This is a genomic window from Hymenobacter chitinivorans DSM 11115 (assembly GCF_002797555.1).
GTDB classification, from domain to species: Bacteria; Bacteroidota; Bacteroidia; order Cytophagales; family Hymenobacteraceae; genus Hymenobacter; species Hymenobacter chitinivorans.
Window position 1 is genome coordinate 595,030 of sequence record NZ_PGFA01000001.1, and the last position, 19,609, is coordinate 614,638.

The window sequence follows — 19,609 nt, forward strand, 5'->3', positions numbered from 1 at the left end:
GAAATGCCGCATTCAGCCCGGCGTTGACGATTTGATCAGGAATTGGGAAAAGTAACAGGGAGCCCGTCAAATTAAAAATAAACGTGGATACGTCATATTGTACCGGAATATTAGTCGACCTTTGCCAAGCCTACACGCGCGTGGGGCTTCACTCTTATTGCCTATTGCATGATGCACTATTACTCTCTTGGCAAGCTGCCCCGGCAGTTGGCCCGTCACCTCACTCCGGCTCTGGCTGGATTAGGCCTGCTGCTGGCCCCGACCGGTGCGGCCTGGGCTCAGACGACCCCAGCCTTCTCGTCGCCGGTACTCTACAACACTAGTGGGGCCGCTCAAGGTATCGTCAGCGCCGACTTTAACGGGGATGGCCGCCCCGACCTAGCCACTGCCAATTCGTCCCAAAACTCGGTGGCGGTTCTGCTGCAATCGGCTACTACCCCGGGTACTTTCCCTGCGATATCAACTTACGGCAGTGGGGGAAGCTTTTCTCCAGTGTTGGCCACCGGCGACCTGAATGGCGACGGCCGGCCCGATCTGGCCGTAGCCAACCAGGAAAGCAACACGGTGGGTGTGCTGCTCAACTCGGCCACCACGCCCGGTAGCTTTGGTTCCGTTGTTGTTTATACGGCCAGTACGGCCAGCCGGTGCCGGGGTATTGCCATTGCCGACGTCAATGGCGACGGTGCGAATGACCTGATAACGGGCACTAATAGTCAGATAGGCGTGCGGCTGGGCTCCAAGACCACGCCCGGCACTTTTGGCGCTCTGACTACGTATGCCAGCGGCAGCAGCGTTACCGATGAAATAGTTGTGGGTGATGTCAACGGCGATGGCCGGCCCGACATTGTAGCGGGCAACACTAGTACTAATACGGTCAGCGTGTTGCTCAACTCGGCCACCACGCCCGGTACGTTTGGGGCGGCCGTTACTTACTTAACCAATGCCAACTCATCCTTGCGCGGTGTTGCTTTGGGCGACCTTAACAACGACAACCGTCCGGATATTGTAGCCGTCAATGACGCGGATAATACCGTCAGCGTGCTGCTTAACTCTGCTACCACGCCGGGTACTTTCCCGACGGCCGTTAGTTACGCTCTGGGCTCCAGCTCCCCCCTGGGGGTAACTATTGGCGACCTGAACGGGGACGGCTTCGCGGAAATCGTGGCCGAAAACTACGGCGGCAACTACGGCGTCACCGTTAGCGTTCTGGTAAACTCGCCCACGACCCCGGGTTCTTTTCCAACGGCGGCAAACGTCATTAACACGGGGGGCATGGGACCTTGCCACGCCGTTATCCGCGACCTGAATGCCGACGGCAAGCCCGATCTGGCCATCGCCAACTTCTATTCTAACGACCTAAGCGTACTGCTGAGCACGACGAGCTTCACGGCCCCGACGCTCAGCAGCGTAAACCCCACCAGTGGCCCCGTAGGCACCAGCGTTACGCTCACCGGAGCCCGGCTGGGGGGCGCCACGGCCGTTAGCTTCAATGGCACGGCGGCTTCTACCTTTGCTGTGGTCAATGCTACCACCGTTACGGCTACGGTGCCAACGGGAGCCACCACCGGCAATGTGACCGTGACGACCAGCGGCGGCACCAGCAATGGTGTAGCGTTTGCCGTGAACCCCACCGTGGCTATCAGTAGCACGGCCGGTAGCTCGGGCAGCACCACCACTACTTCACCGCTGCCCTTCACCGTTACCTTCTCCCAAGGCGTTACCGGCTTTGTCGTCGGCGACGTGACGGTAACCAATGGCATGGTCAGCAGCCTCAGTGGCAGCGGCACCACCTACGCGCTCAGCATTACGCCTACCACCCCCGGCACGCCCACTACCGTGAGCGTGGCTGCCAACGTGGCCCAGACCTCGGCCGGCACCGGCAACGTAGCTTCGGCTACTTATAGCCTGCAATACAACGCCCTAGTAACGGCCACGACCTGGACCGGCAACAGCTCGACGGATTGGTTTGCGGCCGGCAACTGGACGGCCGGCGTCCCGACCAGCACGCTCGATGCCTTCATCAACAGTGGAGCTGCGCGGTACCCCGTCCTGACCTCCGGCACGGCTTCGGCGAAAAACCTGGTGCTGGGCACCAACGCTTCCCTTACCCAAAGCGGCGGTGCTATCGTCGTGAGCGGGGATGGTTTCGCCATTGATGGCACCTTCACGGCCACCGGCGGCGTAGTGAGCCTGGCGGGCAGCAGCGAACAGCGCCTGGGTGGCACCCGAACGGCTTTCTACGACCTGACGGTCGGTACTGCGGGGGCTCGTCTGGACGGCCCGGTGGATATCCAGCAGGTATTGACGCTGAATGGAACCCTGAGCACTATTGCTCGCCCGCTCACGCTGCTTTCTACTAGCGCGGGGACGGCCATGGTGGTCAACAATAACGGAGCTACCGTGGCTGGAACTGCCACCGTGCAGCGCTACATCGACCCCAGCCTGAACCCCGGCCTGGGCTACCGCCACTACAGCTCCCCGGTGCAAAGCGCAACAGTCGGCACCCTGGCTACCGGCGGCTTCTCGCCCGTCGTCAACCCCGATTACAACACGCTGGGCAACACGGTGAATCCTTTCCCGACCGTGTATGGCTACGACCAAAGCCGTATTACGGGCGCCAGCGCCACCACTCAGACTTTTGAATACGGCTACTATTCCCCCCAAAGCCGGAACGATGTTCTTACGCCTGGCTTGGGCTATACGGTCCATATCAGCGCCAGCGAGAAGGTCGAATTCTCCGGCACGCTCAACAACGGCATCATCGCAATGCCCCTGGCCAATAACCGCGCCTCTGCTACCAACTCGGGCTGGCACCTGGTGGGCAATCCGTACCCAGCGCCCCTCAACTACAGCCTAGTAGACCCCGCCGACCGTGCTGGCCTAGAAAGTGCCATCTTCGTATTTTCCAGCACCAGTCAGTACGGCGGCCAGTACCGCGTGTTCATCAACGGCGTAGGCGGCAACTCCGTCATTCCCTCCGGCCAGGGCTTTTTCGTACGCGTGGCCGCCGGTCAGTCGTCGGGTTCACTCACCTTCCGCAACAGTCAGCGCCTGACGGGGGGCAACTCCACCACCTTCCAACGCCCCGCCGCCGAAGCCCGGCCGCTGGTACAGCTCGACCTGCAAGGGGCTGGCACTTCCGACCCGGTATACGTGTACTTCGAGAACGGTGCCACTGCCGGATTCGACAGTGAGTTTGATGCCGAGAAACTGCCCAATACGAATGGCCTGAACCTCTCGTCGATAGCCGCCGGCACTACTATGGCCGTCAACGGCCTGCCCGGGCTGAGTGCCGCCACCGTCGTGCCGCTGAGCGTAGGCGTGCCCACTACGGGCACCTACACCTTGCAGGCCGCTGCCCTGCTGAACCTGAGCACGACCGACGTGTATCTGCACGATGCCGTAACGGGCCAGTACGTAAACCTCAAGCAGCAATCCAGCTACAGCTTCACGGCCAGCAATGCGGCCCTGATTACGGACCGTTTCTCGCTGAGCTTCGCGCCCCTGCGGCCCCTGGCCGCGCAGAATGGCTTCACGGCCGCCAGCGTGAGTGTGTACCCGAACCCGGCCCACAAGAGCTTTACGGTGGCGGTGCCCGCTGTGAGCGGCACTACGCAGGCCAAGCTGACGCTCTACAGCGTGCTCGGCCAAGCAGTGCGCACGACTACGCTAGCCTTGCCCGCTTCGGGCACTCAGGCTACCATCGACGTGCAGAACCTGCCCACGGGGGTGTATGTGCTGCGCGTGCAAGCCGGCCCCGCCACTATTACCAAACAGGTCGTGGTAGACTAACAGCCTGGAACTGCGGCCCGGCCTGCCACGCGCGGGCCGGGCTGCTAATCCTCATCCTCTCAGCTCATTTAGCTATTCTATGAAAAAGTACCTTTTCCCCGTTTTCACTGTTGTACTACTTATGCTGTCGGCTGCGGCAGCTCGGGCGCAAGGCCCCGGACTGGGCGGCCCCCAGCCCGGAGCTACCACCGCGCCCATCGATGGTGGCGCCTCGCTGCTGCTGGCCGCCGGCGCGGCATACGGCCTGCGGAAGCTGCGCGCGCGCCAGGTCCGATAGGTTCCGCGAAAGTGGGCCGCGGTAAGCGGCCCATAACCCGTAAAAAGGCCTCAACTGTCAGCTGGCAGTTGGGGCTTTTTTGATTGTCAAAGCTTTACCTATATAGTAACCGGGCCACCCAGATTTTACGAAGGCCTTTTTGCTAAAACACTTGGGGGAGTTTGCGGTGTACGCGGGAATGACTAATTTTATTAGTCGAAATGCCTCTGGGAGCCGGGAAAGGGCTTGGCAGCTGCTACAGCTGCTTTCGGATAGCCGCAGGGAGGCATTGTTTCCGCTAAATCACGCGCCATGCTGGTTGACCTTCGCATAAAAAATTATGCTCTGATTGAGCAACTCGAGCTGCGGCCTTCCGCCCTGCTCAATATTATCACCGGCGAAACCGGGGCCGGCAAGTCGATTATGCTCGGCGCCATCGGGCTGCTGCTCGGCAACCGGGCCGACTCGCGCATGCTCTTCAACACGGAGCTCAAGTGCGTCATTGAGGGGCAGTTCGATATTTCGAACTATCAGCTCCAGGATATCTTCGACTCCGAGGACCTCGACTATGACGCCCAGTGCATCCTGCGCCGCGAAATCAGCCCCTCGGGTAAGTCGCGGGCCTTCGTGAACGACACGCCCGTGACCCTGGAGACGCTGCGCAACATCGGGGCCAACCTGATGGACATTCACTCCCAGCACGACACGCTGCTGCTCGGCGACGCGGTGTTTCAACTCAACTTGCTCGACCTCTACGGCGGGCTGGTGCCCACCCGGGCCCACTACAGCAACGCCTACCGGCAGTACCGCAAGCTGGAGGCCGAGCTCAAAACGGTGGAAGACCAGATTGCTCAGGCCAACAAGGAGCTCGACTACCACAGCTTTCTGCTCAGTGAGCTCGAAGAAGCCCGCCTCGACGATGAGGATCAGGAGGCCCTGGAGCAGGAAATCAAGCAGCTCGAGCACGCCGAGGAAATCAAGTACAAGCTAACCCAGGCCCTGCACGGCCTGAGCGAGAGTGAGTACTGCGCCGCGGGCAGCATGAAGGAAGCCGCCACGCTGCTGGGCCAGATTTCGGGCTACGCCGACTCGTTTAAAGTGCTCAAGGAGCGGCTCGACAGCTGCCTGATTGAGCTCCACGACATTGCCGACGAGGTGGAAGCTGCCGAGCGCCGCACCGAGGGCGACCCGGCCCGCATCGACGAGCTGCAAAGCCGCCTCAACGTGCTCTACAACCTGCAGCGCAAGCACCAGGTGCGCGACGTATCCGAGCTGATTGCCGTGCGCGACGACCTGCGCCAGAAAGTGGGCTCGGTGCTGAACTTGGATAAGGAACTGTCCCGCCTGCGCAAAGACACCGAGGGCGCCCTGGCCACCGTGACGCGGCAGGGCAGCAAGCTGTCGGAGAGCCGCAAAAAGACATTTCCCAAGTTTGAAAAGGAGCTGGCCAGTTTGCTAGCCGAGCTGGGCATGCCGCACTCCCGCATCGTGGTGCAGCACAGCACCGGGCAGCCCAGTGCCAGTGGCATCGACGTTATCAGTATCCTGTTTACGGCCAACAAAGGAGCCCAGCCCCAGACCCTGAGCAAGGCCGCCTCCGGTGGGGAATTCTCCCGCCTGATGCTGTGCATCAAGTATATGCTGGCTGATAAAACCGCACTGCCAACAATAGTATTCGACGAAATCGACACCGGTATTTCGGGCGAAATTGCGGTAAAAGTAGGCCGCATGATGCAGCAAATGGCCAAGAAGCACCAGCTCGTGGCCATCAGCCACCTGCCCCAGATGGCCGCCGCCGGCGATGCGCACTACTTCGTGTATAAGGAAGACCGCGCCGACCGCACCGTGAGCCGCATCCGGGAGCTGACGACCGAGGAGCGGGTGCGCGAAATTGCCCACATGATTGCCGGGGCCAAGCCCAGTGAAAACGCCTTCCAGAGTGCCCGCGAGCTGCTGGCCATGCGGGGTGAAATCGTGGCGGCCTAGCGGCTGGTTTTTAGTTTTTGGTTTTTGGTGGTTGGTTATTCGTAAACTTGGAGCCTGAAACAGAACTTGGTTTTGCGGCTAGTTCCGACAAAAACGGCCCCTGCTGACCAAAAACCAACAACGAACAACCAAAAACCAATGGCTAATAACCTTCTCGCCGGCAAAGTCGGCATCATCTCCGGGGCGCTCAACGAAGAATCCATTGCCTGGAAAGTAGCCTTGAAAGCCCACGAGCAGGGGGCCCGCTTCGTGCTGACCAACGCCCCGCTGGCCATGCGCATGGGCGAAATCAACAAGCTTTCGGAGCAGTGCAACGCGCCCATCATCCCGGCCGATGCCACGTCGATGGAAGACCTGGAAAAGCTGTTCTCGGGGGCGCAGGAGCATTTGGGCGGCAAGCTCGACTTCGTGCTGCACAGCATCGGGATGAGCGCCAACATCCGCAAGGGTAAGCACTACGGCGAGCTGAACTACGAGTGGTTCCAGAAGACGCTGGACGTGTCGGCCCTGTCGTTTCACAAGATGCTGGCCGTGGCCGAGAAGCAGGACGCCTTCAACGAGTGGGGCTCAGCCGTGGCCCTCTCGTACATTGCCTCCCAGCGTGCCTTCCTCGACTACACCGACATGTCGCAGGCCAAAGCCATGCTCGAAAGCATTGCCCGCAGCTACGGCCAGCGCCTGGGCAAGCTCAAGAAAGTGCGCGTGAACACCATCAGCCAGTCGCCGACGAAGACCACGGCCGGCACCGGCATCAGCGGCTTCAACGCGTTTTACGACTACGCCGACAAACTCTCGCCCCTGGGCAACGCCCCGGCCGAAGCCTGCGCTGACTACTGCATTTCGCTGTTCTCGGATTTGACCCGCTACGTGACCATGCAGAACCTGATGCACGACGGCGGCTTCAGCACCACCGGTATTTCCGAGGAAATTGTGGACGTTATTACCCAGGCCGGCGCATAGTCTGGTTTGATTTCAACAGAAAAGCCCGGCCGGTTGGTCGGGCTTTTTGCGTTTAACAAGGCTCTGGTTAATAAAAGGAACGGCTCAGGGTCAGGCTAACTTCCGTGTAGCTGCGGAGCTGGTTGGCGGTCAGGCTAAGTTGAAACTGCTGACCCATAAACCGGGATATGCTTCCCTGGAACTGCCAGTAGCTGGGCCAGCGCGTGGCTTGGGCCTGCAGATCGACCTCGAGCGGATAGGGGAGGCTGTAGCGAAATCCCAGGCCGTAGCCGTAACCGGTGGAGGTAGTAGTTTCGGTGGGGGGCAGCGGCTGGTAACGGGCGTAGCCGGCGCTGAGTAATAACTCGGACTGGCTGGTCGCTCTTGGGTAGAGCGTCAAGCCAAGCGTGGTGGAATAGCTGCTAAACTGGGCATTAGCCGCTTCGGCCCGCAGGTGCTGATAATCCAGCTTTTCGGAAAAGTGTAACGGGCCGAGCTTCGGCAGCGCGGGTAGGTCTACCGAGACTGTAGCCGCATAGTTGCGTTTGAAGTTGGTGTGGTAGCTGCCCGAGATGTTGAGGGGAATACGAATAAATCGTCGGCCAAAAATCTGAGCCGAGGCACCGTAGGGCGCGTAACGCAGGCCGGAAGTAAGGCCCCCTCTGTAGCGGAAATATACCACCATATCATCCGAATTAATAGTGCGCGGGTCGGACTCCAGCCTGAGCATGGTACTGCTGCCGGCCGCTACCCGGCGCTGCTGCTTCACATAGCCAATGGCGCTTACGCTAATGGTGACGCTGTCTGACTGCCCGGGCACGGTCAGCGAAAAGCTGCCGTCGAAACTGCTGCTAACCCCATTGACGGTGTTGAGCTGCAAAATGGTAACGCCCGGCAGGCCTTCTTTGCTTTTGGCGTCAATTATCCGGCCCGAAACCGTAGTAGTCTGGGCCCTGGCCGACCAGGAGCCAAGCAATAAAAAGCAGAGAAATAGCGGTAATTTCATGGGCAGAGCTAAGTGGCATCCGGTTGATGCACTTGGGGCCCGCATTGCATACCAGGGGCGGGAAAATATCTTTAAAAACACCAAGGAATTCTGAAACGGGCCGGTTTGGTGTTCAACTCCCGGCGAAAGCCGCCTCCACTTGCGCCCGGTCGTAGTCTAGGATCCAGCTGTTGTAAGTTTTGAACAGGGGCTGTAGCGTCGCTTTGTCCACGGCTATAATATCGAGACCCCGGTCATCGTACATGTGGAAAATCAGGCCCCGGGTGAGGTTGAGGAAGAATAGGTCCCCGCGGATAACCGGACTTCGGTCCCCAAAGTCCTGGTTGGCAATTGCCGCCAGAATAGCATCTGCGGGAATGGCGGCGGCTTTGGCTGTAAAATTCATGCGCACCCAGCGGGCCGGATGAAACCCATAGAGGTAAGGTGGGCCGATTTTCTGGAAGGCGGCCTGGGCCTTCGAAATGCCCAGCTGATGCAGCAGGAACCCCCGGCTTCTGATGCGGTGGCGGCCGTACATTGATTTCTGATACACCAGCACAATTTCGTCATCGGGTTGGACGGCGGCGTGGAATAGCGCCGAGGCGCGGTGGTTTACTTCCCGGAAGTAAGGTTCATTATAAGCCAGCCGCTCGGTGGGGGAATAGCCAGGATGGCCGGGTTCCAGGTAAATAGGTTCCTCGCCCTGCAAGTCGAACCGAATACCAATGGGCCACTGGTAGAACAGGCCAGTGCTCAGGCGCAAGCCCGGGAAATAGTGTCGGGTGAATACAGTGCTGGGAAGAAGAGGCATAGTAGCAAATAAAGCGGGCAATATCGGCTAATACCCGCGCCCCAGCTCCACCAAGTTTTCCAGCGGCGCGCCTTGGCGCAGATGACCCAGGTTGCGCAGCAGCATCTCCACTTTGCCTTCGTCTTCTCGGGGCTGCCCGCCGCCGGTGTGCTGGGTGAGCAGCACGTTCGGCAGGGTCCAAAGCGGATTGTCAGCGGGCAAGGGCTCCTGCAGGGTTACGTCGAGGACGGCACCGCCGAGGCGGCCGGCTTGCAGGGCGGCCAGCAGGGCCGGCTCGTCGGTGGTGTTGCCGCGGCCCACGCTGGCGTAGAGGCTGCCGGGCGGCATGGCACCAATCAGCTCGGCCGAGAAAAAGCCCCTGGCGCTGCCGGGCAGGCAGTTTACCACGATGTCGGTTTGGGGCAGCTCGGCTTGCAGCTCTTGTACGGTGTGGAGCTGGGCGGCCGGATTGGTGCGGGCCAGTAGCTGCACCTGGCACTGAAAGCCCCTGAGCTGCTCGCGCACGGCCAGCCCAATGGCCCCCGCGCCCAGAATCACGACCCGCTTGTGGCGCAGCAGCCCGGTGCCGGCCCGCAACGGGGCGCCCACCCAGCGGCGCTGCTGCTGCAGCACGGCCAGCTCGGGAATCCGGCGGTACAGGGCCAAAATTCCCGCCACCATTGTTTCGGCGCAGGGCCAGGCAAAATAGTCGCCCATGTTGGCCACCGGAAAATCGACGGCCAAGCCCGCGTACCGCTCGAAGCCCGCCGAGTCGATTTGCCAGAACTGCAGCCGGGGCGGCTGAGCGGCGGCAAGCCAGGCGGGCGGCACGTTGCCCAGCACCACTTCGGCGCTCCGAAAAGCGGCTTGCTGCTGGTCGGCGGGCAAATCGGCGCGAAACACGGGCTGGACCCCGGCGGGTAAATTCTCCAGCAAGAGGGTGCGGGCGGCGGGGCTTAGCGCGGAATAGATGAAAAGCTGCATAAGGAATCAGGAGACGACGAGCTTGGCTATACGCAGAACCGGCCCGCCGCTTTACAGAACTTCCGGATTGGCAATATTGGTCGGCTGCCCGGCGGTAAAGGCCAGGATATTGTCGAAGGCCTGCCCAAAGTAAAGCTCGTAGCTGTCCTGCTCCACGTAGCCCAAGTGGGGCGTGCACACGGCGTTGGGCAGGGCCAGCAGCGGATGAGCAGCGCCCAGCACCGGCTCCTGCTCGTACACGTCGACGGCGGCCTGGCCTGGCCGGCCCCGCTGCAAGGCCGCCCCCAGCGCCCCGGCTTCCACCAGCTCGGCCCGGCTGGTATTGACCAGCAACGCCTCGGGCTGCATCAGGGCCAAGTCTTCGGCCGTGACCAGGCCCTGGGTGGTAGGCGTGAGGCGAATGTGCAGGCTGACCACGTCACTTTCGGTGAAGAAAGCCGCCCGGGATGGGGCCACTTCGTACCCGTCGGCCCGGGCGGCGGCGGTAGAGCTTTCCCGACCCCACACCCACACCCGCATGCCGAAGGCCCGGCCATAGCCCGCCACCAGCCGCCCAATCTTGCCGTAGCTCCACACGCCCAGGCGGCGGCCCCGCAGCTGTCGGCCCAGGGTTTGCTGCCACCGCCCGGCTTGGAGCCCGGCCACTTCCCGCGGAATGTGGCGCATGGCGGCCAGCACCAGGGCCCAGGTCAGCTCGGCGGTGGAGTAGGGCGAGCCGCTGCCCTCGGCCACGGCCACCCCGCGGGCGGTGCAGTCGGCCAGGCGGATGTGGCTGGCCACCTTACCGGTCTGGCTGATGAGTCGCAGCTGGGGCAGCCGGGCCAGCAGGGCCGGGGTAATGACCGTCCGCTCCCGAATCAGCACCACGGCCTCGGCCGCCGCCAGCCGCCGGGCTAGCTCGTCCAGGTCGGTGGTCGAGTCATTGTACACCGTCACGCTGTGGGCGGCCAGCTTGCGGAAAGCCGCGAGGTGACGCACGCAATCCTGGTAATCGTCGAGAATAACAATCTGCATCAGTGGGAAGTGGGGCTAGGCATGGAGCTGCCGCCGCAGTTTGGCGGGCAGCTTGGCAAAAATCAGCTGGTACGACTCGCCGATGTAGTGGCGCCACTGGGCCGCGTCGAGGCGGCGCACATCGTCGAGGTACACCCACTTAAAGCGGCCCAGGTACTGGTGGGCCGCAAAGCCGGGCTGGCTTCGGAGCTCATCAAACTCGTCGTCGGTAACCTTGAAGGCGGCCGACACGGGAAACCCGTCGGGCGCCGTCACCAGGAACATTTTTTCACCCACGCAAAAGCACAGGTGATTGTCCCACTTGATGCTTTCCGTCACGCCGGCGTGGGTGTGGCAGATGGCTTGCAGCTCGGCAACGGTCATGGCGGCGGGGAAAGTCTGAAAAAGATCAGGGCTGGACCCGCAGCCAAAGCTGGGCCGCTTCCAGGCTTTCAAACAGCTGCATGTCGAGCTGGTCGGCAATGCGCAGCTGCAGGTCTTCGACGGAAAGCTGGCTGAAGATGTCGGCCGACACGATTTGGGCAAAGGAGCGCAGGCCGGCTGACATAATGAGCGGGGTCCAGACCTGCTGAATCCAGTCGTTGGCTTCGGTAAAGGTCCCGACCAAGTCGCGGTGGTCGTTGAGCAGGCGCGGGCAGGGCTCCTCGCGCAGCATTTGCACGTAGGTCAGGCCCCCGTCCATGATAGTCCCCAGGGTTTGGCGGCCCCGCCACCGGGCATATATCCAGTTGTCGGCCCGGTTCCGCTCCACGGTCAGGTACACCGTGCCATCACCCCGGTATAAGGAAGTTGCCATAGCCCCGCTTCAGTTCAACTAAAAATGCTTTCTTGGCGCAAAGATGCAGAATTGTTGGTACAGCCCGGCTTGGTTGGTAGCATTACTGAACTACTCACCGGCAGTGCTGGGTTATGCAACCAGGCCAGCAAATCAGCGTCTTACTACCAGCCCCATCAGCCCGGTCCGTGTGGCACAGCTGCCGCCCGCGCGGTATGACTGGGTAGGTTTGCGCGGGCCGCATGTCCGTTGTTCTATCTTCTTTAGTTTGTCGTCATATGGCTTCATTTCGCTCCTCTCTCGGCTTCTCGGCGCTGCTGCCGGGCTTTTTGCTGCTGTTTCCCACCGGCGGCTTCACCCAGCGCCCGGCCGACGGCGTGCCGCCCCAGAAAAAAGAGGTGCTGCTGGGCACCATTGCCCAGGGCCTGGGCGTGGGCCACGTGCAGCCCGAGCAGATTGACAACGAGTTTTCGCGCCGCGTCTACGCCCTCTACCTCAAGCATCTGGACGGCAGCAAGCGGTTTTTGCTCCAGCCCGACGTGAAGCAGTTGCAGCGCTACGAAACCGGTATCGACGACGAAATCCGGCAGGGCAAGCACGAATTTCTGGATTTGAGCACCAAGCTCATCGACCAGCGCGTGCAGGAAGCCCAGGTGCTCTACCGCGAGCTGCTCCAGCAGCCGTTCGAGTTTTCGGCCAATGAAACCTTCGAAACCGACCCCGACAAGCTGACTTTCCCGGCCGATGCCGCCGCCCGCCGCGACCGGTGGCGCCGCCTGCTCAAGTACCAGACCATGCAGCGCGTATCGGAGCTGATGGACGAGCAAAGCCGCCAGCAAACCAAGTCGCTGGCCGCCACCAAGGCCAAGCCTTCCGACGCGACGCTGTCGGCCCCGGTGCGCACCCCGGCCCAGCTCGAAGCCGATGCCCGCAAGCAGGTGCTCAAGTACTACGACGAGTTTTTTAGCGACCTGCGGCAGACCGACGAGGCCGACCGCCTGGCCGAGTTTGCCAACACCGTGGCCAATACCTTCGACCCGCACTCGGAGTATTTCGCGCCCAAGGATAAAACCAATTTCGACTTGGCCCTGACCGGCCGCCTCGAAGGCACCGGCGCCCAGCTCGGCGAGAAAGACGGGCAGATTGTGGTGGCCTACCTCGTGCCCGGCTCGGCCTCCTACCGGCAGGGGGAGCTCAAGGCCGGCGACGTAATTCTGCGCGTGGGGCAGGGAGCAGCCGAGCCCGTGGCCGTGGAAGGCCTGCGGATGGATAAAGTGGTGCAGATGATTCGGGGCAAAAAGGGCACGGAAGTGCGCCTGACGGTGAAAAAGCCCGACGCCAGCACCAAGGTTATTTCCATCATCCGCGACGTGGTGGTGTTGGAGGAAACCTACGCCCAGTCGGCCGTTATCAACGACGGGGGCAAGAAAATCGGCTACATCCTGCTGCCCAGCTTCTACGCCGACTTCAACCACAACGGGGGCCGCAACTCGGCCGACGACGTGAAGGCCGAGCTGCAAAAGCTCAAGAAGGAAAACGTGCAGGGCGTAGTGCTCGACCTGCGCTTCAACGGCGGCGGCTCGTTGCAGGACGCGGCCGAAATGGCCGGCCTCTTCGTGGCCAACGGCCCCATGGTGCAGGTGAAAAGCCGGCAGGGTGCGGCCGACCTCGTATCGGACCCCGACCCGAAGGTGCAGTACGACGGGCCCCTGGCCGTGCTGGTCAACAAGTACAGCGCCTCGGCCTCCGAAATTCTGGCCGGCGCCATTCAGGACTACAAGCGCGGCGTGATTGTGGGCAACACGACCTACGGCAAGGGCACGGTACAGCGCATTTTCGAGCTGGACGACATCATGAACCCCGCCCTGGCCAACCTCAAGCCGTTTGGGTCGCTGAAAATGACGGTGCAGAAGTACTACCGCATAACGGGCTCGTCGACGCAGTTTAAGGGCGTCACGCCCGACATTCCGGTGCCCGACGCCTACAGCGCGCTGGCCGACGGCGAGCAGGACACCGATTACCCGCTGAAGTGGGACGAAATTACGCCCGCCCAGTTTAAGCCCTGGGCCGCGGCCCCCAACGTGGAGAAGCTGGCCGCCGCCAGCCGGCAGCGCGTGGCCGGCAGCCCATCGTTCCGCCTGCTCACTGATGCCGTGCAGGGCATGGTGAAGCGCCAGAAAGTAACCCAGGTGTCCTTGAATCTGGCCGCCTACCGCGCCGAGCAGCAGGAAGCCCACGCCGCGGCCGAGAAGTTCAAGCAAACCCAGCAGGCTGCGCCCACGCTGGAAGTTGCCCCGCTGCTGGCCGCCGCTACCACCACGCCCGCCGATACCACTGCCGACAGCCGGGCCACCCGCTTCGTGAAGCCCCTGCGCAAAGATCTGACCCTGCGCGAGGCCGTAGCCGTCATTCAGGATCAGCTGTAGTTGCTGCGCTAAGCTGAAAAAGCCCGCTTCAACCAGGTTGGAGCGGGCTTTTTCGTGGTTGGGCAAGTGTTATTCGCGCAGCCAGCGGCTCATGACCGGAAAGGTGGCAGCGGTAGTCAGCCCCATCCAGATCAGCAGGGGCAGGCCCATAGTGCCGCCGGTGCTGAAGTGCTCAATCAGCCAGGCGCTCTGGCTTTTGTAGCCGTGGGGGTGAAACACAACTTCCGGCGGCAGGTTCAGGGCCCGGGCCGCAGCGTAGGTCCAGATCAGCACGGCCAGCTCGTCGCCTTCCTTTTCGGGTTTGTTTTCGGTGATGTTGGCCGTGACCAAATGCCGCTCGGCGGCGGGTGTCACGGCAATGTGGCCGGCTTCGTGCAGAATGTCGCCGGGGAAGAGCAGCCGCTGTCGGTCCACGACCAAGGTGCCCCGGTCGATGAGCAGACCGGGCAGAAAGGTTTGCTGGCCTTCGAGCGAAGCTTCGCGCACCTCCAGGCCAATGGCGCGCACGAAGGTCAGCAGCGGGTCAATCTGGGCGGCCGACGCGGCGGCCAGCGGGGCGGAGAGGTTGAGCACAGGCAAAAAAGAAGGATAAAGGTATTACAAACCGGCTTCCGCTTTCGGTACTTCGGCCAGGTGGATAGTGCGCAGCAGCTTTTCACTGTCGCGGAAAAAGTTGTTCGTGATAGAATCCGGGCGCGGTTGGCGGCTTTGCAGCGTGAAGGCCAAGCTTACCCCAACTCCCCGGAAAATCGTGCTTGCTTCGGCCGTTTTATAAATACCGTTGAAGGCGCAGGAGTAATCGGCTTTCGTCATGAGAAAGGTCCGGCCCTGAATCGTTTCAACAGTCACTTCATACCACGGCACACCTTTCGCCGCCAGGGTTTGCTCCGTTATTGTTCGGGCCCGCTGCACGTCGACTTTTCTGTAGTTCGGTGTAACATCCTGGTTATGGCTGATAGTGAGTTGCTGCACAGAGTCACCGGGAGTATTAAGGTAAACGTAACCGGTTTCGGGGGCAATGGGAAACTGACGGGGCTGGAAGCGGTATTTCGTGTCGGCGTAGGTTGTGCACCCCGATTTATCCGTCCAGCTGAAGAGCGTGTCGTAGCTGACGGGGACCCGCAGCGTGACCACGCCCAGATTTTTGCGCAGCCGAACGGTGCGCAGGCTGGTATTGGGCAAATCGGCGGCAGCGGCAGGAAAATCAGGCTCGTTGCAGGCCGAAAGGCTTGCCAAGGGCAGCATCCACAGGAATTGATAGGCTTTCACGGAAATAAGGCAGGTGCAGTAGTCTGGACTTTGGGAAGGTAAGTACGCTTTTCTTGCCGGGCCATGCCGGCCAGAATCCAGCAGCACGACGAACCGTTTTTCCTTGTGACCCAGCAACTGCTGAAGCGTGGGTTGAGAGGCTGACTGCCGCCGTGCGAGGCCCGAGTACTACTTGACTCGGGCCCGTTGCGAGGAATAAGCAAGCTCACGCTACCCCTCCCGTTCGGCTCGTCAGGCATCCCGGGCACCCGGGCCAGCGTATGGAAAAGGGTTTTGCCGCTAAGTCCGGAGCTTACCTTAACAGTAGCTCCAGCCTCCCAGCGGTGTTTTATCTGCTCCTGCCTTACCCCAAAAAAGCTATGCAAACCATTCCCCGGGACCCCAGCCTGGACAGCACCCTGGATGTGGTGCGCGAAGGATTTCCCTTTATCTGGAACCGCGTGCGAAACCTGCACTCCGACATTTTTCAGATCCGGCTGATGGGCCAGCGCGCCATTTGCCTGCACGGGCCGGAGGCCGCTGAGCTGTTCTACGACCCGGCCTATTTCGTGCGCACCGGAGCCGTACCGCGCCGCGTCCAGACCACGCTGATGGGCCTGGATGCGGTGCAGACCCACGACGGAGCCGAGCACCGCTGCCGCAAAGATGCCTTTATGGCGTTGATGACGCCCCAGAGCCGGGGGCGGCTGATGCGGCTCCTGGCCCGGGAGTGGCAGGCTGCGGCCGAGTACTGGGCTGGGCAGGAGGAAATAGTGCTCTTCGATGAAGCTCAGGAAGTGCTGTGCCGGGCCGCCTGCGCCTGGGCTGGCGTGCCCCTGCCCGACGAAGATGCCCGCCGCCGGGCCCGGGACTTTGGCCTTATGGTTGACGCATTCGGTGGGGCCGGGCCCCGGCACTGGCGCGGCAAACGGGCCCGCACCCGCACCGAAGACTGGATGGAAGGCCTGATTAAGCAGATTCGCAAGGGCCGGCTGGAAGTAGCGGCCGGTTCCCCGGCCGACGTAATGGCCGGGCTGGGCGACGCCGACGGCGAGCTGCTGTCGGCCCGCATGGCCGCCATTGAACTCATCAACGTGGTGCGGCCCATTGTGGCCATTGCTACCTACATTACCTTCGCCGCCGTGGCCTTACACGAGTATCCGGCCTATAAGGGGCTGCTACGCGCCGACGAGGAGTACACCGAGTACTTTGTGCAGGAAGTGCGGCGCGACTTTCCCTTCGCCCCGTTTCTGGGCGCGCGGGTGCGCCAGGATTTCACCTGGCGGGGCTGCCGGTTCGATAAAGGCACGCTGGTGCTGCTCGACGTGTACGGTCTCAACCACGACCCGCGGGTATGGCCCGAGCCCAACGTATTCTGGCCCGACCGGTTCCGCCACCAGGCCATCAGTCCCTACAACTTCATCCCGCAGGGCGGCGGCTACTACGATACCGGGCACCGCTGCGCCGGGGAGTGGATTACCATCGAAACCCTCAAGCAGGCCGTGACCTTTCTCAATACCGGCATCCGCTACGAGGTGCCCGCCCAGGATTTGCGCTACGACCTGACGCGCATGCCCACGCTGCCGGCCAGCGGCTTCGTGATGCGGCAGGTGCGCCCTACCGGCCAGCCCGCGCCCACGGCCGTACAAACTGCCGCCTGCCCGTTTCACCACTAAGCCCGCAACTTAACCCTCAACCTGCTTTATCAGATGGCCCGTTTGGGTTTGTCTGCCCACCCCAATCCCCTTCGTTATGCAAACTTCCCACGACCTGAACGAGGTCCTGAATACTCCGCAAAAGAAACTGGCCTTCTTCCAGAACCTGGTGCTGGTGGCCGCCGCCGATGGGCAGCTCGACCAGCAGGAAAGCCAGCTGCTGCTCCAGATTGGCAACCGCCTGGGTTTGAAGCCGGAAGAAGTGCAACCCATTGCCGACAACCTGGGCGTGCTCAGCTTCATCGTGCCGGCCGATGGGCTGCAGCGCACCCTGGAGCTGCAAACCCTGGTGCAGATGATGCTGCAGGACGGACAGATTGACCCGCGCGAGTACGGCCTGTGCATGGAATACGCCAACCGCATCGGCTACGGCAAGGACATTCTGGATGACATGGTAACCCAGCTGGCCGGCGGCAGCCCCACGGGTACTCGCAACCCGCCTACGGTTTAGGCTTTGTTGGACTAGCTTTAGGGCTACGCGGCGCCGGTGGCGGCCAGCTGCCGCAGCACGGTCAGGGCTTTGTCGGCGTCGGCGTCGGCCACGAAAATATGGTCGTGGTAAAAGGCGGCCACCACGTTGCAGCTGATCTGGTGCCGGGCCAGGGCCTGGGCAAAAGCTGCCGTGAGCCCCACTGCTTCGAGCGAGGAGTGCATCGTCAGGGTAAGCCAGGCGGCCAGATAGGAGTAGGGCAGGCCCAGCTGGTCGGCGGCGGCGCGGGGTAAAATCAGCGTGGTGCCCTCGGCCTCCCGAAACGTCCCGATGCACTCACTCAGGTCGAGGCCGGCCAGGGACGCTACGGTGCAGAAGACGTAGGTGCCGGGCTGGCGCTGGGGCTGCATTGTGCGCAGCAGCTGGGTCAGGTTGGTTTCGCCGCTCATGAAACAGGATAAATATATTCAGCCCCAATACTAGTTGCCGTTGGGGGCTGCCGGTGTTGACGCCTTAGCGGCGGTTGCGGCCCAGCACTACTTCCACCCCAATCAAGCCCAGGCCCAGCACGATGGTAAACAGCCCCACGGCGTAGCCCACCCACTTTTCGCCGCTTTGCCTGAACAAGTAGGCGTCGCGCTTGCCGCCGTACACGGTTTCGGCCTTGATGGCCCCGGCCCGGCTGACGGTGCCCACTACAAACACCGTACTGCCCCGGTCGAAGCCGCTGTAGTTGTTGCGCTTAGTCAGCTTTTGCACGGTGGTATGGCGCAGGGCGTAGCCGGGTTCCACGGGCACGGTTTCGGCGCCCACTTCCAGCAGCAGGGCCGGGGCTACCCAGTCGTCTTCCAGCCAGATGGGCTCCTGGTCCTTGGAGTACCGCTCGGCGGTGCTGCGTACGTAGGCCACCAGCGTGCCGTAGCGCTGGGGCGTGACCTTGCTGATGCGGCCTTCCACCAAAACCGGCGTGCCGGCCGGCCGCTGCCGCACCTGGGCGGCCGTTTGGGGCTCCAGCTGCCGGATGGGGTCCAGTACTTTGCCGGAGTAGGAGGAGAGCAGCCAGATCTTCACTACGCCGTAGCCCATAGCCAGCAAACCCAGAAAAACGAGCTTGTATTTCTTCAGCATTCCACGCTAAGCATGACAAGTAAACCCGCCAGAAGCAGCGCAAAGCTGACTCTGGGGCAGGAAAGCCGCCAAAATAGGGAAAAGCGCGGGTAAGGCCACCCGCCGGTCCTGGCTGGCGAAGGCCGGTTTCGGCTTATATCGTGAAATGCTTATTTTGGCCGCTCATCCCGTCCTGCTATGCTGGTATTCCCCTTTCTGCGCCCGGCACACTCCCTGGTGCTGCTCCGAATGACCGTGGCCGGGCTGCTGATGGCCCATGCCGCAGTGCGCGTCCTGAATGGCAGTATACAGCAGTTTGCCGGCTTTTTGCAGCACAAGGGGCTGCCCTACGGCACGGTGCTGGTCGGGCTGATTACGGCCGTGGAGCTGCTCGGGGGCCTGCTGCTGCTGCTGGGCGTGTTTACCCGCTGGGTGGCCCTGGTGTTCTTCCTGCTCATCAGCGCGGGCATCGTGCTGATTCACGCCGAGAATGGCTGGTTTGTGGGCGAGCATGGCACCGGCGGCATGGAGTACAGCGTCCTGCTGCTGGTGTGCCTGCTCGTGCTGGCGGCGAGTCAGCCAGTTTCAGCCCCCGGTTTTGGGTCGAAAGCCGGGTAGGGTCCCCGGCAAATATGAGCCGGCAAGCAGCTAAGTACTTAGCGACTGAGCGCAGAGCGGCTCCGGCTTAGGTTCAGGCTTCAGCCAGCTCCTTCACCTTTTCCAGGGCTAGGGGGAAGGTCTGGGCAAAATAGGTCTGGTGCTCCTCGGTGACGTCCATTTCCACGGTCAGCTCAGTCGTATTGCCGATTTGCCGCAGCGTGTAGTTTTCGGTGGCGCCCGCCCAGTCGGGGTGATGCTGCGCGAAAGCCAGCTCCTGCCCGTCCTTCACCTCGCCTAAATGCTGAAAGGAGATATACTCATGCGGGGTGCTTTTGGCAATTCGGCCGTACATGCCGCTACCACCTGCCGAGCTGAATACCACTTTGCTGCCTTCCTGCCAGTCGGACTCGGCCCGGGAGCCGGCACTAAACACGCCGGCCCAGGTGGGGTAGGTTTGCTCGTCCCAGAGCACGTGCCAGACCTTTTCTTTGGGCGCATTAATCATGGTGGAGAAGCAGACCTTTTTCATCGGAGTGGGCAGTTTTTACCAGATGGGAGGGAA

Annotated in this window: 19 protein-coding genes; 8 read left to right on the top strand and 11 right to left on the bottom strand. The window is 61.9% G+C overall.

Annotation, left to right across the window (positions count from 1 at the left end):
- Positions 1 to 168: 168 nt before the first annotated feature.
- From CLV45_RS02315 to CLV45_RS02330, 4 genes are all read left to right on the top strand, one after another.
- The gene (locus CLV45_RS02315) at positions 169 to 3,792 is read left to right on the top strand and encodes a beta strand repeat-containing protein (RefSeq protein ID WP_100334784.1); all 3,624 of its coding nucleotides are present in this window, start codon (positions 169 to 171) and stop codon (positions 3,790 to 3,792) included.
- 79 nt (positions 3,793 to 3,871) lie between these two features.
- Complete coding sequence (locus tag CLV45_RS02320) at positions 3,872 to 4,069, top strand: PID-CTERM protein-sorting domain-containing protein (protein WP_100334785.1); 198 nt, start codon at positions 3,872 to 3,874, stop codon at positions 4,067 to 4,069.
- Positions 4,070 to 4,360: 291 nt separating this feature from the next.
- A complete protein-coding gene (recN, locus tag CLV45_RS02325) occupies positions 4,361 to 6,034 on the top strand; it encodes a DNA repair protein RecN (protein ID WP_100334786.1) in 1,674 nt (557 codons plus the stop codon).
- A 138-nt stretch (positions 6,035 to 6,172) separates the two neighbouring features.
- Positions 6,173 to 6,994 carry an enoyl-ACP reductase FabI gene (locus CLV45_RS02330; protein WP_100334787.1) on the top strand — a complete coding sequence of 274 codons (822 nt, stop codon included), beginning with the start codon at positions 6,173 to 6,175 and terminating at the stop codon, positions 6,992 to 6,994.
- A gap of 67 nt (positions 6,995 to 7,061) precedes the next feature.
- Here CLV45_RS02330 and CLV45_RS02335 read toward each other — a convergent pair whose 3' ends face one another.
- From CLV45_RS02335 to CLV45_RS02360, 6 genes are all read right to left on the bottom strand, one after another.
- The gene (locus CLV45_RS02335) at positions 7,062 to 7,979 is read right to left on the bottom strand and encodes a carboxypeptidase-like regulatory domain-containing protein (protein ID WP_157807240.1); all 918 of its coding nucleotides are present in this window, start codon (positions 7,977 to 7,979) and stop codon (positions 7,062 to 7,064) included.
- A 112-nt stretch (positions 7,980 to 8,091) separates the two neighbouring features.
- Positions 8,092 to 8,769 (bottom strand): DUF3885 domain-containing protein, encoded by a 678-nt coding sequence (locus CLV45_RS02340; RefSeq protein ID WP_100334789.1) that lies wholly within the window; start codon positions 8,767 to 8,769, stop codon positions 8,092 to 8,094.
- Between the two features lie 27 nt (positions 8,770 to 8,796).
- Positions 8,797 to 9,732: a D-2-hydroxyacid dehydrogenase gene (locus tag CLV45_RS02345; protein WP_100334790.1), complete on the bottom strand. Its 936-nt coding sequence runs from the start codon at positions 9,730 to 9,732 to the stop codon at positions 8,797 to 8,799.
- Between the two features lie 51 nt (positions 9,733 to 9,783).
- Positions 9,784 to 10,746, bottom strand: a complete 963-nt coding sequence (locus CLV45_RS02350; protein WP_100334791.1) for a D-2-hydroxyacid dehydrogenase family protein — start codon at positions 10,744 to 10,746, stop codon at positions 9,784 to 9,786.
- Positions 10,747 to 10,761: 15 nt separating this feature from the next.
- Complete coding sequence (locus CLV45_RS02355; protein ID WP_100334792.1) at positions 10,762 to 11,109, bottom strand: MmcQ/YjbR family DNA-binding protein; 348 nt, start codon at positions 11,107 to 11,109, stop codon at positions 10,762 to 10,764.
- Between the two features lie 25 nt (positions 11,110 to 11,134).
- Positions 11,135 to 11,542, bottom strand: coding sequence for a hypothetical protein (locus CLV45_RS02360; protein ID WP_100334793.1), 408 nt, complete (start codon positions 11,540 to 11,542; stop codon positions 11,135 to 11,137).
- Positions 11,543 to 11,799: 257 nt separating this feature from the next.
- Here CLV45_RS02360 and CLV45_RS02365 point away from each other — a divergent pair, with 257 nt between their 5' ends.
- On the top strand, positions 11,800 to 13,947 hold the full coding sequence (locus tag CLV45_RS02365; protein ID WP_100334794.1) for a carboxy terminal-processing peptidase: 2,148 nt from the start codon (positions 11,800 to 11,802) through the stop codon (positions 13,945 to 13,947).
- 69 nt (positions 13,948 to 14,016) lie between these two features.
- Here CLV45_RS02365 and CLV45_RS02370 read toward each other — a convergent pair whose 3' ends face one another.
- Entirely contained in the window at positions 14,017 to 14,520 is a 504-nt protein-coding gene (locus tag CLV45_RS02370; protein WP_245882572.1) for a hypothetical protein, read from the bottom strand.
- A gap of 24 nt (positions 14,521 to 14,544) precedes the next feature.
- Positions 14,545 to 15,333, bottom strand: a complete 789-nt coding sequence (locus CLV45_RS02375) for a hypothetical protein (protein WP_157807241.1) — start codon at positions 15,331 to 15,333, stop codon at positions 14,545 to 14,547.
- Between the two features lie 242 nt (positions 15,334 to 15,575).
- On the opposite strand from CLV45_RS02375, the gene CLV45_RS02380 reads away from it, so the two are divergent.
- Complete coding sequence (locus CLV45_RS02380) at positions 15,576 to 16,871, top strand: cytochrome P450 (RefSeq protein ID WP_100336929.1); 1,296 nt, start codon at positions 15,576 to 15,578, stop codon at positions 16,869 to 16,871.
- Between the two features lie 76 nt (positions 16,872 to 16,947).
- Positions 16,948 to 17,361 carry a TerB family tellurite resistance protein gene (locus CLV45_RS02385; protein WP_100334796.1) on the top strand — a complete coding sequence of 138 codons (414 nt, stop codon included), beginning with the start codon at positions 16,948 to 16,950 and terminating at the stop codon, positions 17,359 to 17,361.
- A gap of 23 nt (positions 17,362 to 17,384) precedes the next feature.
- Here CLV45_RS02385 and CLV45_RS02390 read toward each other — a convergent pair whose 3' ends face one another.
- Together CLV45_RS02390 and CLV45_RS02395 are read right to left on the bottom strand one after the other, a co-directional pair.
- A complete protein-coding gene (locus CLV45_RS02390; protein ID WP_100334797.1) occupies positions 17,385 to 17,789 on the bottom strand; it encodes an ACT domain-containing protein in 405 nt (134 codons plus the stop codon).
- Positions 17,790 to 17,853: 64 nt separating this feature from the next.
- Complete coding sequence (locus tag CLV45_RS02395; protein WP_100334798.1) at positions 17,854 to 18,468, bottom strand: hypothetical protein; 615 nt, start codon at positions 18,466 to 18,468, stop codon at positions 17,854 to 17,856.
- A gap of 177 nt (positions 18,469 to 18,645) precedes the next feature.
- On the opposite strand from CLV45_RS02395, the gene CLV45_RS02400 reads away from it, so the two are divergent.
- Positions 18,646 to 19,065 (top strand): DoxX family protein, encoded by a 420-nt coding sequence (locus tag CLV45_RS02400; RefSeq protein ID WP_100334799.1) that lies wholly within the window; start codon positions 18,646 to 18,648, stop codon positions 19,063 to 19,065.
- Positions 19,066 to 19,138: 73 nt separating this feature from the next.
- Here the strand turns inward: CLV45_RS02400 and CLV45_RS02405 are convergent, their stop codons facing one another.
- Complete coding sequence (locus CLV45_RS02405) at positions 19,139 to 19,576, bottom strand: SRPBCC family protein (RefSeq protein WP_100334800.1); 438 nt, start codon at positions 19,574 to 19,576, stop codon at positions 19,139 to 19,141.
- Positions 19,577 to 19,609 lie beyond the last annotated feature (33 nt).

Bases quoted from the DNA above. Each gene is read 5' to 3' on its own strand.
- CLV45_RS02315 (WP_100334784.1), top strand. From the start codon at position 169: ATGATGCACTATTACTCTCTTGGCAAGCTGCCCCGGCAGTTGGCCCGT.
- CLV45_RS02320 (WP_100334785.1), top strand. From the start codon at position 3,872: ATGAAAAAGTACCTTTTCCCCGTTTTCACTGTTGTACTACTTATGCTG.
- recN (WP_100334786.1), top strand. From the start codon at position 4,361: ATGCTGGTTGACCTTCGCATAAAAAATTATGCTCTGATTGAGCAACTC.
- CLV45_RS02330 (WP_100334787.1), top strand. From the start codon at position 6,173: ATGGCTAATAACCTTCTCGCCGGCAAAGTCGGCATCATCTCCGGGGCG.
- CLV45_RS02335 (WP_157807240.1), bottom strand. From the start codon at position 7,979: ATGAAATTACCGCTATTTCTCTGCTTTTTATTGCTTGGCTCCTGGTCG.
- CLV45_RS02340 (WP_100334789.1), bottom strand. From the start codon at position 8,769: ATGCCTCTTCTTCCCAGCACTGTATTCACCCGACACTATTTCCCGGGC.
- CLV45_RS02345 (WP_100334790.1), bottom strand. From the start codon at position 9,732: ATGCAGCTTTTCATCTATTCCGCGCTAAGCCCCGCCGCCCGCACCCTC.
- CLV45_RS02350 (WP_100334791.1), bottom strand. From the start codon at position 10,746: ATGCAGATTGTTATTCTCGACGATTACCAGGATTGCGTGCGTCACCTC.
- CLV45_RS02355 (WP_100334792.1), bottom strand. From the start codon at position 11,109: ATGACCGTTGCCGAGCTGCAAGCCATCTGCCACACCCACGCCGGCGTG.
- CLV45_RS02360 (WP_100334793.1), bottom strand. From the start codon at position 11,542: ATGGCAACTTCCTTATACCGGGGTGATGGCACGGTGTACCTGACCGTG.
- CLV45_RS02365 (WP_100334794.1), top strand. From the start codon at position 11,800: ATGGCTTCATTTCGCTCCTCTCTCGGCTTCTCGGCGCTGCTGCCGGGC.
- CLV45_RS02380 (WP_100336929.1), top strand. From the start codon at position 15,576: ATGCAAACCATTCCCCGGGACCCCAGCCTGGACAGCACCCTGGATGTG.
- CLV45_RS02385 (WP_100334796.1), top strand. From the start codon at position 16,948: ATGCAAACTTCCCACGACCTGAACGAGGTCCTGAATACTCCGCAAAAG.
- CLV45_RS02390 (WP_100334797.1), bottom strand. From the start codon at position 17,789: ATGAGCGGCGAAACCAACCTGACCCAGCTGCTGCGCACAATGCAGCCC.
- CLV45_RS02395 (WP_100334798.1), bottom strand. From the start codon at position 18,468: ATGCTGAAGAAATACAAGCTCGTTTTTCTGGGTTTGCTGGCTATGGGC.
- CLV45_RS02400 (WP_100334799.1), top strand. From the start codon at position 18,646: ATGCTGGTATTCCCCTTTCTGCGCCCGGCACACTCCCTGGTGCTGCTC.
- CLV45_RS02405 (WP_100334800.1), bottom strand. From the start codon at position 19,576: ATGAAAAAGGTCTGCTTCTCCACCATGATTAATGCGCCCAAAGAAAAG.